This window comes from Micromonospora rhizosphaerae (genome assembly GCF_900091465.1).
Lineage (GTDB): Bacteria > Actinomycetota > Actinomycetes > Mycobacteriales > Micromonosporaceae > Micromonospora > Micromonospora rhizosphaerae.
In genome coordinates this window covers 6013696-6028350 of the sequence record NZ_FMHV01000002.1, presented here as the reverse complement: position 1 = coordinate 6028350, position 14655 = coordinate 6013696, and the positions used below count along the sequence as shown (strand labels likewise).

Below are 14655 nucleotides of genomic sequence, written 5' to 3'. Positions count from 1 at the left end.
CCCGTCGCGCCGGCCCGTCCGGGCCGGGACAATCGTCGTCGTGATCGCACGGACCCGTATGCACGTCCCTGTCGCGGCGGCCAGGCCTGGCCGGCGACAGCAGGCGGTGCGGCGATCCGCGACGGTCTCCGGCCCGCCGGCATGACCGCCGCGTTCGTGGCCGGCCTGCTCGCCGGCTACGGCGTCGCCATTCCCGTCGGCGCGATCGCCGTGCTGATCCTCGGGCTCAGTGCCCGTACCTCCTTCCGGGTCGGCGCCGCCGCGGCGCTCGCGGTGGCCACCGCGGACGGGCTCTACGCCGCCGTGGCCGCGCTCGGCGGTGCCGCGCTGGCCGGTCTGGTCGGGCCGGTCGCCGACCCGCTGCGCTGGATCGCGGCCGGAGTGCTCCTAGTGCTGGCCGGACACGGCGCCTGGCGGGCGCTGCGGCCCAGGCCGGCGGAGCCCGGCCGGTCCGGTGGAACCACGGGGCTGAGCACGCCCGGGCGTGCGTTCGCCGCGCTGCTGGCGCTCACCCTGCTGAACCCGATGACCATCGTCTACTTCGCCGCGCTCGTGCTCGGTCGTCGGGACGCCGGTGACCTCAGCGCCGTGACAGCGGCGCTCTTCGTGGCGGGCGCCTTCCTGGCGTCGGCGAGTTGGCAGCTGCTCGTGGCCGGTGGTGGGACCCTGGTCGGGCGTGCGCTCGCCGGGCCTCGCGGCCGGACGGCCACCGCCCTGGCCTCCAGCGCTCTGATCGCCGCGCTGGCGGTCGACATGCTGCCGCCCGGCTGACCGCCGGACAGCGCCCCGACGGACCCGACAGCCGCCGCCGTGCCGTACGGTCGGGCGGTGACCAGCCGACCCGCAGCCGGGGGCGGCCGGTGGGTCGAGGTCGACCCGGCCCGCGTCGCCCGCTGGGTCGAGGGCTTCGCCGACCGGCACGGCCCGCCCACCACGACCGTCCAGGAGTACGGCCTGCTGCTCTCCGCCCCGGACGGCGCGACCGCCGAGCTGCACACCCCGCCTGGGGCGGCGGCCGCCACCGACGTGCCCGGATTCGTGGTCGCCGCCGCCGCACCACGCCGGCTCGGCTTGCTGCTCGCCCGAAAGGGCGCGGTGGCGGTCGGTGTCGCGGCGGGCACCGACCTGGTGGTCTCCAAGGTGGACACCCGGTACGTGCAGGGGCGCACCGCCGCGGGCGGGTGGTCCCAGCAGCGCTTCGCCCGGCGGCGGGACAACCAGGCGAAGGCGGCCCTGGGCGACGCGGTGGAGCTGGCCGTACGGCTGCTGTTGCCGGAGGCGGCGACGCTGAGCGCCCTGGTCTGCGGGGGCGACCGGCGGTCCGTGGACACCGTGCTGGCCGACCGGCGGCTCGCCCCGCTCGCCGCGCTGCGCGCCGAGCGGTTGCTCGACGTGCCCGAGCCCCGGCAAGCGGTGCTGGTGGGTGCCATCGCCGCCGCCCGAGCCGTGCGCATCCTGGTCCGCGACCCCGACCGCGCCGGCTGACCCGAGCGGTTGGCGTTGGCGCCCGCGGCGGCCGGATCCGGCCGAGGAACCCGTGTCGCCACCCGAGCCGGGGTGGACCCGCCGTGACTGCCGGTCGGCACTGAGCTTCCCGAGTCGGCGAGCAGGCGGCGTACCGAAAGGCGGCAGTCGCACCCAAAGGGGCGTTTTCCCCTGCAAAATAGGCAGTGGTGGGTGCCCGGCGAAGGGACTGCATTACTCCGTTTGTCGCCGCACCCGAACGACCCGGTCAGCCTCGCCCGGTAACCCCGGAACGGGTCGCCCGACGGGATCCACGCCATGTCGGTCTCGAGACCGAGCGTGCCGACGTCGAGCGTCAGCGCTCATCCGTCCAACAGCATGGGAAGACCACCATGACCAGCATCGAGGCCCAGATCCTGCGTACCGTCCTCGACCAGTGGAGGTCCGCCGTCAACGCCCACGACCCCGATCGGGTCGCGTCGTACTTCACCGACGACGCGATCTTCCAAGGCCTGCACCCGTACAGTGTCGGCCGCGAAGGCGTTGCCGAGTATTACGCCTCCCAGCCGATCGGCATGACTGCCGCGTACGACATTCGGGAGACCCGGCGCCTCGCCGACGACCTTGTCCTCGGTTACCTGAGTGTCGACTTCGCCTTCACCGACCGGCCGGTCCTGACCGGTTACCTCAGCGTGATCGTGCGACGGATCGGCGACGCCTGGTTCATCAGCCACTACCAGGTATCGCGGCTCGAATAAACCGAAGCCCTCGATGACCGAAACCTCGGCGACCTGGCGAACGCCCCGCCACCTTCGAGCCGGAGAGTGCGGCGGTGTCGTGGAAGACGGCGGAACAGCTGGCCGCGTCCTCATCTCCACGGCACGGGACCCCGGCGGCGGCTCGCCCACCCGGTCGCCGGGGTCCTCGTCGTCGCGTGGCCGGTGCGGCCGGGCGCCGGTTCTACCGGCTGTTGCCGAAGGTGTCGCAGGACTTCGGGTCCCCGGTCGAGTACCCCTTGGTGAACCACTGCTTGCGCTGCTCGGAGGTGCCGTGGGTGAACTCGTCCGGGTTCACCGGCCGGCCTGAGCGCTTCTGGATCGCGTCGTCGCCGATCTTCTCGGCGGTGTCGATCGCCTGCTGGATGTCCTGCTCGGTGATGCTCTTGAAGACCTTCTGGCCCTGCTCGTCGGCGGTGCCGGTGGCGTTCTTGGCCCACGCGCCGGCGTAGCAGTCGGCCTGCAGCTCCAGCTTCACCGAGAGCGCGTTGGCGTTGTTCGGGTCGCGCTGCTGCTGGCGCCGCATCTGCGCCTCGGTGCCGAGCAGGTCCTGCACGTGGTGGCCGTACTCGTGGGCCAGCACGTACGGCTGGGCGAACTCGCCCTCGGCGCCGAGTTGGTCGGCGAGCAACCGGTAGAAGGTCAGGTCGATGTAGACCCGGTCGTCGGCCGGGCAGTAGAACGGCCCGACGCCGGAGTCCGCCTGCCCGCAGCCGGTGTTGACGCCCTGGCTGAAGAAGACGGTCTTGGCGGCCTGGTACTGATCGCCGAAGGCCTCCGGCATGGCCTTGCGCCAGTACGCCTGGATCGAGTTGACGTAGAGCGTGTTGCGGCAGTCGAGCTGCTGGAGCCGGTCCTCGGCCGAGCACTTCTGCTCCAGCGAGGTGTTGTCGCCCTGGTCGTCCGAGCCCCCGTTGGTCGCCGCGTTGAGGCCGAAACCGCCGCCGATGAGGGCGACGAGCACGGCGATGATGATGCCGACGATGCCCCCCCGGCCGCCGCCGATCGGGATCGGTATCCCCATCCCGCCGCCTCCGCCGGACCCCCGCCGATCATCCACCTGGCTGGTGTCGATCCGCGCGTTCTCGTTCAGCTCCATAATGACCCCGATCACCGTTAGATCCAGTTTTGGTGGTTGCGGTACCGGACCGGGTCCGGACGCCGTTTCGGTACCCGATGATCTTGCTCGGTAATCCGGACGGAGCGCGACAGGCCGCCCGGTACACTTGCCGCGTGCTGCTCTGCGAAGGCTGAACCGCCCCGCGCCGACGGTCCATCGGGCCCGCCGGCGCTTTCGCGTGCCCTGAGTCAGCCCTTCTGAAATCCCGAGAGCGAGTACCGCGAGATGATCACTGCCACCGGCCTGGAACTGCGCGCCGGTTCCCGGATCCTGCTGTCCGACACCACCCTGCGGGTGCAGCCGGGCGACCGGATCGGCCTGGTCGGGCGCAACGGCGCCGGCAAGACCACCACCCTGAAGGTGCTGGCGGGGGAGGGGCAGCCGTACGCCGGGCAGATCGACCGGCGCAGCGCCATCGGCTACCTGCCGCAGGACCCGCGCACCGGTGACCTGGAGGTCACCGGGCGGGATCGGGTGCTCTCCGCCCGGGGCCTGGACCTGCTCATGGCGCAGATGAAGGAGATGGAGGCCCGGCTCGCCGAGGACGCCGACGAGAAGCTGGTCCGCCGCTACGGCGCGCTGGAGGACCAGTTCGCCGCCCTCGGCGGGTACGCGGCCGAGGCCGAGGCCGCGCGGATCTGCGCCAACCTGGGTCTGCCGGACCGCGCCCTGGCGCAGACCATCGGCACCCTCTCCGGTGGCCAGCGCCGCCGGATCGAGCTGGCCCGGATCCTGTTCCGCGACGCCGGCGAGAACGGCGGCGGCATCCTGCTCCTCGACGAGCCCACCAACCACCTGGACGCCGACTCGATCACCTGGCTGCGCGGCTTCCTCGCCAACCACAAGGGCGGCCTGATCGTGATCTCCCACGACGCCTCGCTGCTGGAGTCGGTGGTCAACAAGGTCTGGTTCCTCGACGCCACCCGTTCCGTGGTGGACGTCTACAACCTGGGCTGGAAGGCGTACCTGGAGGCGCGGGAGACCGACGAGCGGCGCCGGCGCCGGGAGCGGGCCAACGCCGAGAAGAAGGCCGGCGCGCTGATGGCCCAGGCGGACAAGATGCGCGCCAAGGCCACCAAGACCGTCGCCGCGCAGAACATGGCCCGCCGCGCCGAGAAGCTGTTGGCCGGCCTGGACGAGGTACGCGTCGCCGACAAGGTGGCCAAGGTGCGCTTCCCCACCCCTGCCCCGTGCGGCAGGACCCCGCTCACCGCGACCGGCCTCTCCAAGTCGTACGGGTCGCTGGAGATCTTCACCGACGTCGACGTCGCGGTGGACCGCGGCTCCCGGGTGGCCATCCTGGGGCTCAACGGCGCCGGCAAGACGACCCTGCTGCGGATTCTCGGCGGCCTGCTGGAGCCGGACACCGGCGCGGTGCGCCCGGGCCACGGGCTGCGGCTGGGCTACTACGCCCAGGAGCACGAGACGCTGGACGTGGACCGGACGATCCTGGAGCACATGCGCAGCGCCGCGCCGGAGCAGACCGACACCGACCTGCGCAAGATCCTCGGTGCGTTCCTCTTCTCCGGGGAGGACGTGGACAAGCCGGCCGGGGTGCTCTCCGGCGGCGAGAAGACCCGGCTGGCCCTGGCCACGCTTGTCTGCTCGGGCGCCAACGTGCTGCTGCTGGACGAGCCGACCAACAACCTCGACCCGGTCAGCCGCGAGCAGGTGCTCGACGCGATCGCCCGGTACCCGGGCGCGATCGTGCTGGTCACCCACGACCCGGGCGCCGTCACCGCGCTCAAGCCGGACCGCGCCATCCTGCTCCCCGACGGCGACGAGGACGCCTGGAGCGACGACCTCCTTGAACTGGTCGAACTTGCCTGACGGCGGCGGCCGATCCGGGCGGTCGGGAAGGTCACGCTATCGGGAAGTTGACATTGCACAGCGTGTCGGTTGGCGAAGAGTTGATATCTGGCGCATGATCGTTGGAGGCGGTCTAATAGGTGGGACCGTATCCGAACCGCACAGTCTGGGACGTGAGGAATCAGCATGGCAGCCACTGGCACAGCCACCAGCACTGAGAAGGGTCGCCGGATCGTCGGAGCCGAGCGTCAGACGCTCGCCAAGGACCTGGTAAAGCGGTACACCTCGGGTGAGAGCATCCGTGCGCTCGCGGCCTCGACCGGCCGGTCCTACGGGTTCATCCACCGGGTGCTCACCGAGTCCGGGGTGCAGCTGCGGCAGCGTGGCGGTGCCCGGCGCCGCAAGAAGGCGTGACCCGCTCACCAGCGTCCATCAGCGCCGTGCCCCGGGCGGTCCGGTGACCGCCGAGACGGCCGGGGTACGACTCGACTGCGACGGGCCGGTCGCGACGGTGACGTTGTGCCGGCCCGACGTGCTCAACGCGCAGACCCCGACCATGTGGCGCGCGATGAGCGACTTCTCCCGGGAGCTGCCCGGCGACGTACGGGTCGTCGTGGTGCGCGGCGAGGGGCGGGCGTTCTCCGCCGGTCTCGACCTGTCGGTGGCCGGCGCCTCCGGGCCGGGCTCCTTCGCCGAGCTGTCTACTTTGCCCGAGCAGGAGTGCGCGGACCGGATCGTCGAGTTCCAGGCCGGCTTCACCTGGCTGCACCGGCCCGACGTGATCTCGGTGGCCGCCGTGCAGGGGCACGCCATCGGCGCCGGCTTCCAGCTCGCCCTCGCCTGCGACCTGCGGGTCCTCGCCGAGGATGCCAAGCTCTCCATGGCCGAGGTCACTCTCGGCCTGGTCCCCGACCTCGCCGGCACCAAGCGCCTGGTCGAGCTGGTCGGCTACTCCCGGGCGCTGGAGATCTGCACCACCGGCCGCCGGATGGACGCCGCCGAGGCGGACCGGATCGGGCTGGCCACCCTCGTCGTGCCCAACGCCGAGTTGGACGCCGCGGTGCGGGACCTGACCGCCGGCCTGCTGGCCAACAACCGGGATGCCGTGGTGGAGATCAAGGCGCTGCTGGCCGGCGCCGCCGGTCGGTCCCACGCCGAGCAGCAGCGCGCCGAGCGGGAGGCGCAGACCCGCCGGCTGCGTGATCTCGCCGGGCGGGGAGAATAGTAAGGACCGTTTGGGAAGATCCGGGTTACTGCCGAGGTTGTCGTAGTCGTCGGGAGAATTGACCCGACGGTCCGAGGCTGCCCGCGACCCGGAGGTGACGAGTGTCCAACCACATGGCCGGTGGCGGCATGGCCGGCTGGAGCATGCTCCGGTCGATGCGCGACCGCGACCAGATCTCCACCCATCAGCTCAAGCGCGGCACCGCCAAGCGGATCATCGACTTCGCCCGGCCGTACCGGCGCGACATCATGATCTTCCTGGTCACCGTGGTGCTGGCCGCGATCATCGGGGTCGCCACGCCGGTGCTCGCCGGTGACGTGATCAACGCGATCAACCGCGGCGGCTCCGAGGCTGGGTCGCTGGTCGTCCGCCTGGCGCTGGTCATCGCCGCGCTGGCGGTGGCGGACGCGCTGCTCTCGTTGGCCCAGCGCTGGTACTCCGCCCGGATCGGCGAGGGCATCATCCTCGACCTGCGGACCCGGGTCTACGACCACGTCCAGCGGATGCCGCTGCAGTTCTTCACCCGCACCCAGACCGGCGCCCTGGTGAGCCGGCTCAACAACGACGTGCTGGGCGCCCAGCGGGCGTTCACCTCGACGCTCTCCGGCGTGGTCAGCAACGTCATCCAGTTGGTGCTCACCGCCGGCGTGATGTTCACCCTCTCCTGGCAGATCACCACGCTCTCGCTGATCCTGCTGCCGATCTTCATCATCCCGGCTCGCCGGGTCGGCCGGCGGCTCGCCGAGATCACCCGCGAGGCGTACAACCTCGACGCGAAGATGAACGCGACGATGACCGAGCGGTTCGGCGTGGCCGGGGCGCTGCTGGTCAAGCTCTTCGGCTCGCCGGAGGTCGAGGCGCGTCGCTTCGCCGGCCGGGCGGAACGGGTCCGCGACATCGGCATCATGTCCGCCATGTACTCGCGGACCTTCTTCGTGGCGATGCTGCTGGTCGCTTCGCTGGCCCAGGCGCTCACCTACGGCCTCGGCGGCTGGCTCGCCGTCACCGGCGCGGCCAGTGCCGGCACCGTGGTCACCCTCGCCCTGCTGCTCACCCGCCTCTACGGCCCGCTGACCGCGCTCTCCAACGTCCGGGTCGACGTGATGAGCGCCCTGGTCTCCTTCGACCGGGTCTTCGAGGTGCTCGACCTGCGCCCCGGCATCGAGGAGAGGCCGGACGCCGTGCCCGTGCCGCGCGCCAACGGCCGGGTCGAGTTCCGCGACGTGCGGTTCCGCTACCCGAGCGCGGACGAGGTGTCGCTGGCCTCCCTGGAGGACGTCGCCGCCCTCGACCGCACGGTCAACGAACCGGTGCTCAAGGGCGTCTCGTTCACCGTCGAGCCCGGGCAGATGGTCGCGCTGGTCGGCCCCTCCGGCGCCGGCAAGTCGACGCTGTCCATGCTGATCTCCCGGATCTACGACGTCACCGACGGCCAGGTGCTGGTCGGCGGGGTCGATATCCGGGACGCCACCCTGGCCTCGCTGCGCGACGAGATCGGCGTGGTCACTCAGGACTCCCACCTGTTCCACGAGACCATCGCGGAGAACCTCCGCTACGCCAAGCCGGACGCCACCGACGACGAGATCTGGGCCGCCCTCGCGGGCGCGCAGGTCGCCGACCTGGTCCGTTCCCTGCCCGACGGCCTTCAGACCATGGTCGGCGAGCGGGGCTACCGCTTCTCCGGCGGCGAGAAGCAGCGCATCGCGATCGCGCGGCTGCTGCTCAAGGCGCCGTCGATCGTGATCCTCGACGAGGCCACCGCGCACCTGGACTCGGAGAGCGAGGCGGCGGTGCAGCGGGCGCTGTCGGTGGCGCTGAGCGGGCGTACCGCGCTGGTGATCGCGCACCGGCTCTCCACCGTCCGCGACGCCGACCAGATCCTCGTCCTCGACGAGGGGCGGATCGTCGAGCGGGGCCGGCACGACGAGCTGGTCGCCGTGGGCGGCCTCTACGCCGAGCTCTACCGCACCCAGTTCGCGGTCGCCGACTCGCCCGCCCCGTACGCGGACGCGACCGGTCCCGAATCGGTGATCACGATGCCGATGGGGACGTACGTCGCCGACGAGGCGATGCCGCCCGCCGCGGCGAACTGACCCCGGCCGGGGTCAGCCGGCGGTCGTCGCGGCGTGCAGCTCCGCGAAGGCGGCGCCGAGCGTCTCCGGGGTGAAGTGCGCGTTCAGCCCGCTCGGGTTGGGCAGCACCCAGAGCCGGGCGCCGCCCAGCAGCTCCGGCTGCGGCCCGAATCCGGCCTTCGGCCGGGCGAAACCGATCCGGTACGCGGTCACCCCGACGACCGCCACCCACCGGGGCCGGTACCGCTCGACCTTGGCGGTCAGGCTCTCCGCGCCGGCCACCAGTTCCTCCGCGGTCAGCTCGTCGGCCCGGGCACTTGCCCGGTCCACCAGGTTGGTGATGCCCAGGCCGTAGCGGAGCAGCTCTTCCTGCTCGCTGGGAGGCAGCTGACGCGGGGTGAAGCCGCCCCGGTGCAGCGCCGGCCAGAACCGGTTGCCCGGCCGGGCGAAGTGCCGGCCGGTGGCCGCCGACCAGAGGCCCGGGTTGATGCCGACGAAGAGCACGTCCAACCCCGGGGCGATCAGGTCAGGGATGGTCCGGTCGGCCGCCGCCGCCAGCTCCTCGCGCGTCGGCCGGGGGTAGCGGGATGCCGCAGGCGCCCGCCGACTGCCAACCGGCTCCCGAGCTGCCCGGCGTTCGTTTCTCACCGGGCCCGTCACAGGCCGCGCAGCGCGCCGCCGTCGACCGGCACGGTGACGCCGGTGAGGTAGCTGGCGGCGGGGGAGAGCAGGAAAGCGGCGACCCGACCGAACTCGGCGGGATCGCCGAACCGGCGCAGCGGGATGCCGGCCTCCGCCTCGGCCCGGGCCTGCTCGGCGTCTCCGGTGGCGGCCATGAGCTCACGGTTGCGGTCGGTCATGATCCGGCCGGGCAGCAGGCCGACCACGCGTACGCCCCGAGAGCCGTACTCGTCGGCCATGTCCTTCGCCACCCCGGCCAGGCCGGGACGCAGGCCGTTGGAGATGCCGAGGCCGGGCACCGGCCCGCGGGCCGACGTGGAGAGGACCAGCCCGATCGCGCCGCCGTCGGTCAGCGCCGCGGCCACCGTACGGGCGGCGCGGACGCTGCCCAGGAAGACGGTCTCGAAGGACTCCCGCCACTGCTCGTCGGTCACCTGGGCGGCCGTGCCGCGGGGCGGTCCGCCCACCGAGATCAGCGCGCCGTCAACACGGTCGAACCGCTCCCGGGCCGCCGTGACCAGCCGCTGCGGCGTCTCCGGGTCGGTCAGGTCGGCGGTCAGGCCGATCGCCCGCTCCGGGCCGCCGAGCGCCTCTACCGCCGCGGCCACCCGCTCCGGGGCCCGGGCCGAGATCACCACCCGCGCGCCGTCCGCGACGAGCTGTTCGGCGGTGGCGAAGCCGAGGCCACGGGAGGCGCCGGTCAGCACGTACACCCGATCGGTCAATCCGAGATCCATGGGGCCGATCCTGCCGCAGCCGGCAACGCCGTGCCAACCGGCTCAGCTGCGGGCGGGGCGCAGCAGGCGTACCCGACCGGCGAGCTGCACCGCGACGGCGCCGCCGACCCACGCGACCGCAGGCAGCCGGCGCGGGCGGGGCGCCGTCCGTCCGTCGTAGCGGCTGGCCGCCTCCCGGACGGCCAGTTCCTCGGCCCCCAGCGGCGGCAGGGTGCCGCGGTCGCGCAGCTCCCGCGCCAGGTCCCAGCCGTCGCGCAGCGACCCTTGGGTCGGGCGGTCCGCCGCCCAGTCGGCGAAGGTCGTCGGCCAGGCGGCGCTGAGGCCGGCGGCCAGCAGCGGCCAGTGCCGGGCCACGTCGCCGCCGCGCTTGCGCAGCAGGGCACGGCGGGCGGTCGCCACCGGCGCCGGCGCGAACCCGGCCGGCAGCGGGCCCCCGGCGACCAGCGTCGCGACCAGCGCCGCCTGCCGCGCGGCGAGATCCCCGCCCGCGTCGATCCCGCGCGCTGGCCGTACGACCGCCCCACCGGTTCGGCCCTCGGGGCGGGTCACGTGATCACCGGGAACCCGGACGCGGCGGCGAGCGCGTCCAGCTCGGCGCGTAGCTCGGGCGCCGGTGGGTAGTGCCCGTCCCGTTCCAGCAGCAGGGCGGGCGGCCGATGCCGGGCGCAGAGCTCGCCCACCAGGTCGAGCACCTCGGCGGGCACCGGATCGGTGTGCGTGTCGTGGTAGAAGCCGCCCTGCTCGGCCCCGCCCGCCACGTGCACGTAGGCGATCCGCTCCAGCGGCAGCCGGTCCAGCAGCGCCAGCGGGTCGGCGCCCCGGTTGCGGGCGTTGGCGTGCACGTTGGCGATGTCGAGCAGCAGCAGCGCCCCGGTGGCGTCCAGGATCTCGGTCAGGAAGGCGGCCTCGTCCAGCTCGTCGTCCGGCCAGTCGAAGAGCGCGGCGATCGGCTCCAGGGCGACCGGCACCGGCAGCTCGGCCTGGGCCCGCCGGACGTTCGCCACCACCGCGGCGACCGCCTCCCGGCTGCGCGGCAGCGGCAGCAGGTGCCCGGCCTCCAGCCCGCCGGCCCGGACGAAGGCGATGTGCTCGCTGACCAGCGGCGCGTCGACCAGTGCGGCCACCCCGGCCAGGTGGGCCACCCGGGCCGGCTCGACCGGCTCCGCGCCGCCGAGGGAGAGCCGCACCCCGTGCGGTACGACCGTGAGGCCCCGCTCGCGCAGCTCGGCCAGGCCGTCCGGCACCGGACCCGAGGCTGGGACGGTCTCCGCCACCACCTCGACGAAGCGCAACCCGGGCAGGTCGGCCACGAAGCCGGCGATCTCCGGCCGCCAGCCGATGCCCACGCCGCTCGGCCCGGTCATCCGCCGCAGCCCCCGCCGCCGCAGCCCCCGCCGCCCCCGCCGCCGCAGGAGCTGGCCCCGCTGCCACAGCCGCCCCCTCCACCGGACGAGCCGCCGTACCCGGAGGAGTAGCCGCTGCTCGCCGCAGCCTGGTACTTGATCTGGGCCTGCTGGGCGAAGTCCGCGTCAAGCGCCCAGAGCGACGCGGTGCCGAAGAGCGCCACCCCCATCGCGGCCTCCGCGCTGCCGTAGGTGGTGTACGCGGGGCGGGCGGCGGGGGAGAGGTACGTGTGCTTCCGCCGCAGTCCCGTCAGGACGGTGTGCCCGGCACGCGTGTCGCGCGGAAGCGGCCACAGCACGATCAGCCCCACGGCGAGTGCCAGCACGCTGAGGATCAGATATCCCGTCGGGCGACCGGCCGACAGCCCCGCCGCGATCCGAACCAGACCGACCAGCAGCAGCACCGACAGGGCCACCACCCCGGCCCGGGCGGCCCGGCGCTGCCGCTGGCCGACGATCAGCCCCCGCCGTTCGAGGCTCTGGCGCAGCCCGTCCACCGCATTCGCGACCCGCGGGTCGGTGCCCAGGTCGCGGCTGCGCGCCCCTCGGGCGGCAGCCCGGTGGACGGCCTGCGCCAGCGGAGTCATCCCGGCGCTCGCCGGGCCGGTGGCCTCCAGCCGCCTCCCGGCTCGCACGCCGACCACGCCCGCCCTGCGCATCGCGGCGAGCGCGCTCCACAGTGCCAGCTGCTCACCGCCGCTGAGGTAGGCCGCCGACTCGGCGTCGATCGGGTCCTTCGGGGTTCGCCCGCGGAGGACCAGGTACCGGTGGACCACGCAGGCAAGGAGGATCACGGCTGCCGCCGTGACGTAGGTCGTGAGGAAGACGGGTCCCGGGATGCCCCAGGTGTCGCCCGATGCCGCCAGCAGCTTCATGGCCTGCTCCTGTAACGCGAGGGGAATCGCGGCCTCATTGTGGAGCAGCGCCGCCAGGGGTGACCCGGTCCGGCGGTCGAGTTACCAGACCGAGATCCGGGGGAATCGACGCGGTCGTGCGGGCAGCGGTCAGCGGCGGCGGACCGCCTCCTCGACCAGGTCGAGCACCGGCCCGAGGTCGCCGGCCGGGCGGCCCATCGCCAGGTGCAGCACCAGCCCGTCGTAGGCCAGTTCCAGGAACTGCGCCAGCACGTCGATCGGCACGTCCGCGCGCAGCACGCCGGCCTCCCGCTGACGGAGCAGCCGCTCCCGGGTGGCCTCGGCGATAGCGGCGGAGCGCTCCGCCCAGCGCTTGGCGAAGGCGGGGTCGGTGCGCAGCCGCCGGGAGACCTCGAGCTGGCTGCCGAGCCAGCCGGTGGTGTCCGGGGAGGCCGCCCGGGCGAGCAGATCCTGCATGACCTGGACCAGGCCGTTGCGGGCCACCGTCTCCACCATGGCGGCGGCGTCGTCCTCGGCCACGGCCAGGAAGAGCGAGTCCTTGTCCCGGAAGTGGTGGAAGATTGCGCCACGGGACAGCCCGGTGGCCTCCTCCAGGCGGCGTACGGTCGCGCCCTCGTAGCCGTACCGGGCGAAACAGGCCCGCGCGGCGGCGAGGATCTCCTGGCGGCGCGCGTCGAGCTGATCCTGACTTACTCTGGGCACGGAACGATCGTGACAGGTGCCCCGGGCCGATGCAAACCGTACGTACGGCTTGAATATCCATTTTTGCAAGATCGACCCAGCTTCGCGGTCCGTTAGGATCGCCGCGTGACTCCGCCCGCCCCGCTTCCCGAGCATTCGCTGACCGTGGCCGCGGTCCAGGCCGAGCCGGTCCCCGGCGATGTCGCCGGCAATGCCGCCACCGCCGCCCGACTGGTCGACCGGGCGGCCGACGCCGGCGCCCGGATCGCCGTGCTGCCCGAGCTGTTCCTGCCGGCGTACCACCCGCCGACCCTGGCCGCCGACCCGACCGGCACGGACGTGGCCGCCGCCGAGGACGACCGGGTCGACGACGCTCGGCTCGACCCGCTGCGGCGGGCCGCCTGGGACGGCGGGACCACGGTGGTGGTCGGCGCGGCCGTCCGGCACCCGGACGGGCGGCGGACCATCTCCTCGCTCGTCTTCGACCCGTCCGGAACGGTGCGGTCGGCGTACGACAAGCAGCATGTCTGGGGCGGCGAGCGCGAGCTGTTCGACGCGGGCCGGCGCGGCGCCACGCTGCTGGTCGGTGACTGGCGCCTCGGCCTCGGCATCTGCTACGACGGCTGCTTTCCGGAGCATGGCCGGGCCGCCGCGGCCGACGGCGCGCACGGTTACCTCTGCCCCAGCGGCTACCTGGCCGGCTCGGAGCACCGGCGCGACCTCTACTACGCGGCCCGCGCCCTGGACAACACCATGTACGTCGTCTTCGCCAACGCGGTCGGCGGCGCCGACCCGTGGCGGTTCAACGGCGGGGCGGCGGTGTACGACCCGGAGGGGCGCCCGCTGGCCCGCGGCGCCGACGCGGGGGAGGAGGTGCTGGTGGCGACGCTCGAACCCGGTGCCCTGGCAGCCACCCGGGCGGCCCACACGATGCTCGCCGACCGCCTTCCCGACCAGGGGCTCCCCCGAACGGCGCTGCGCGGCTGACGGACGGCGCGGGGCGGCTGGGCCCTGTCGGCAGGACACCTCGGTCCCGTAAGGTGCCCCCGTGCCGCTGCTCCTGCTGGACCTGGACAACACCCTGCTTGACCGGGCCGGGGCGTTCCGCGCATGGGGAGAGCGCTTCCTGGACGGCATCGGCGCGCCCCCCGCCGACATCGACTGGCTGCTCTCCATCGACGCGGACGGGCTGACCGACCGGTGGGACGTCGCGGACGCCGTCCGGGACCGCTACCAGCTGCGCATCCGTGCCATCGACCTGGTCGAGGAGCTGCACGACGGGGTGGTGGCGAACACCCGGCTGGACCCGCTGGTGGCCTGCGCGCTGCGGATCGCCGACGACGCCGGCTGGGTGCCGGTGGTGGTCAGCAACGGCGTGGTCCGCCAGCAGGATGCCAAGATCCGCCGGACCGGCCTGGACCGGTACGTCGCCGACTGGTTGATCTCCGAGGAGGCCGGGGTCAGCAAGCCCAACCCGCGCATCTTCGCGCTCGCCGCGCAGCGGGCGCGGATGCCGCTGCGGGGCGCCTGGGTGATCGGGGACAGCCCGGAGGAGGACATCGGCGGGGCGGCGGCCATCGGCCTGCCCAGCGTCTGGCTGCACCGGGGCCGTCGCTGGTCGGACCGCCGGTTCGCGCCCACCCGCACGGCGGACGGGCTGATCGCGGCGGTGGCCACCGTGCTGGCTGAGCAGCCGGAACCGGCTGCTCGCGCACCCCGGGGGCGGGTCGGCCGGTAAATCGGTTGACCCCTTCGGGGGCCCCCGGTGAGCATGGTGCCGCGCGCAGGCGCAGCCGGGCGGAGCCCGGTCGA

16 protein-coding genes are annotated in these 14655 nt (G+C 73.5%); 9 read left to right on the top strand and 7 right to left on the bottom strand.

All coding sequences use genetic code 11. The features are described from left to right. Positions 1-141: 141 nt before the first annotated feature. From GA0070624_RS28395 to GA0070624_RS28385, 3 genes are all read left to right on the top strand, one after another. Positions 142-771 carry a LysE family transporter gene (locus GA0070624_RS28395; protein ID WP_091345931.1) on the top strand — a complete coding sequence of 210 codons (630 nt, stop codon included), beginning with the start codon at positions 142-144 and terminating at the stop codon, positions 769-771. A 57-nt stretch (positions 772-828) separates the two neighbouring features. After that, positions 829-1485, top strand: a complete 657-nt coding sequence (locus tag GA0070624_RS28390) for an acVLRF1 family peptidyl-tRNA hydrolase (protein ID WP_091349984.1) — start codon at positions 829-831, stop codon at positions 1483-1485. Between the two features lie 371 nt (positions 1486-1856). Further along, positions 1857-2222 carry a YybH family protein gene (locus tag GA0070624_RS28385; RefSeq protein WP_091345930.1) on the top strand — a complete coding sequence of 122 codons (366 nt, stop codon included), beginning with the start codon at positions 1857-1859 and terminating at the stop codon, positions 2220-2222. Positions 2223-2424: 202 nt separating this feature from the next. Here the strand turns inward: GA0070624_RS28385 and ypfJ are convergent, their stop codons facing one another. Next, the gene (ypfJ, locus tag GA0070624_RS28380; protein WP_091345928.1) at positions 2425-3339 is read right to left on the bottom strand and encodes a KPN_02809 family neutral zinc metallopeptidase; all 915 of its coding nucleotides are present in this window, start codon (positions 3337-3339) and stop codon (positions 2425-2427) included. A 246-nt stretch (positions 3340-3585) separates the two neighbouring features. Here ypfJ and GA0070624_RS28375 point away from each other — a divergent pair, with 246 nt between their 5' ends. The 4 genes from GA0070624_RS28375 to GA0070624_RS28360 all read left to right on the top strand — a co-directional run bounded on the left by GA0070624_RS28375 (position 3586) and on the right by GA0070624_RS28360 (position 8487). Beyond that, the gene (locus GA0070624_RS28375; RefSeq protein ID WP_091345926.1) at positions 3586-5190 is read left to right on the top strand and encodes an ABC-F family ATP-binding cassette domain-containing protein; all 1605 of its coding nucleotides are present in this window, start codon (positions 3586-3588) and stop codon (positions 5188-5190) included. A gap of 165 nt (positions 5191-5355) precedes the next feature. Then, positions 5356-5583 (top strand): helix-turn-helix domain-containing protein, encoded by a 228-nt coding sequence (locus GA0070624_RS28370; RefSeq protein ID WP_007462679.1) that lies wholly within the window; start codon positions 5356-5358, stop codon positions 5581-5583. Between the two features lie 43 nt (positions 5584-5626). Further along, the gene (locus tag GA0070624_RS28365) at positions 5627-6394 is read left to right on the top strand and encodes an enoyl-CoA hydratase/isomerase family protein (RefSeq protein ID WP_091345925.1); all 768 of its coding nucleotides are present in this window, start codon (positions 5627-5629) and stop codon (positions 6392-6394) included. 113 nt (positions 6395-6507) lie between these two features. Next, complete coding sequence (locus tag GA0070624_RS28360) at positions 6508-8487, top strand: ABC transporter ATP-binding protein (RefSeq protein WP_091345923.1); 1980 nt, start codon at positions 6508-6510, stop codon at positions 8485-8487. Between the two features lie 12 nt (positions 8488-8499). Here the strand turns inward: GA0070624_RS28360 and mug are convergent, their stop codons facing one another. The 6 genes from mug to GA0070624_RS28330 form a co-directional block, all read right to left on the bottom strand. Further along, positions 8500-9114, bottom strand: a complete 615-nt coding sequence (gene mug, locus GA0070624_RS28355; RefSeq protein ID WP_091349981.1) for a G/U mismatch-specific DNA glycosylase — start codon at positions 9112-9114, stop codon at positions 8500-8502. A gap of 8 nt (positions 9115-9122) precedes the next feature. Then, positions 9123-9884 (bottom strand): SDR family oxidoreductase, encoded by a 762-nt coding sequence (locus GA0070624_RS28350; protein WP_091345921.1) that lies wholly within the window; start codon positions 9882-9884, stop codon positions 9123-9125. Positions 9885-9926: 42 nt separating this feature from the next. Then, the gene (locus GA0070624_RS28345; RefSeq protein WP_091349978.1) at positions 9927-10379 is read right to left on the bottom strand and encodes an SCO6045 C-terminal-like domain-containing protein; all 453 of its coding nucleotides are present in this window, start codon (positions 10377-10379) and stop codon (positions 9927-9929) included. 50 nt (positions 10380-10429) lie between these two features. Beyond that, the gene (locus GA0070624_RS28340; protein WP_091345919.1) at positions 10430-11248 is read right to left on the bottom strand and encodes an MbnB/TglH/ChrH family RiPP precursor modification enzyme; all 819 of its coding nucleotides are present in this window, start codon (positions 11246-11248) and stop codon (positions 10430-10432) included. Further along, positions 11245-12162: a TIGR04222 domain-containing membrane protein gene (locus GA0070624_RS28335; RefSeq protein ID WP_091345917.1), complete on the bottom strand. Its 918-nt coding sequence runs from the start codon at positions 12160-12162 to the stop codon at positions 11245-11247. The genes GA0070624_RS28340 and GA0070624_RS28335 overlap by 4 nt, the downstream gene beginning before the upstream one ends. A gap of 129 nt (positions 12163-12291) precedes the next feature. Continuing rightward, a complete protein-coding gene (locus tag GA0070624_RS28330) occupies positions 12292-12864 on the bottom strand; it encodes a TetR/AcrR family transcriptional regulator (protein WP_091345916.1) in 573 nt (190 codons plus the stop codon). 105 nt (positions 12865-12969) lie between these two features. On the opposite strand from GA0070624_RS28330, the gene GA0070624_RS28325 reads away from it, so the two are divergent. Both GA0070624_RS28325 and GA0070624_RS28320 read left to right on the top strand, forming a co-directional pair. Continuing rightward, entirely contained in the window at positions 12970-13830 is an 861-nt protein-coding gene (locus GA0070624_RS28325; protein ID WP_176731914.1) for a carbon-nitrogen hydrolase family protein, read from the top strand. 61 nt (positions 13831-13891) lie between these two features. Further along, positions 13892-14581 (top strand): HAD-IA family hydrolase, encoded by a 690-nt coding sequence (locus GA0070624_RS28320; protein WP_091345914.1) that lies wholly within the window; start codon positions 13892-13894, stop codon positions 14579-14581. Positions 14582-14655: the final 74 nt, after the last annotated feature.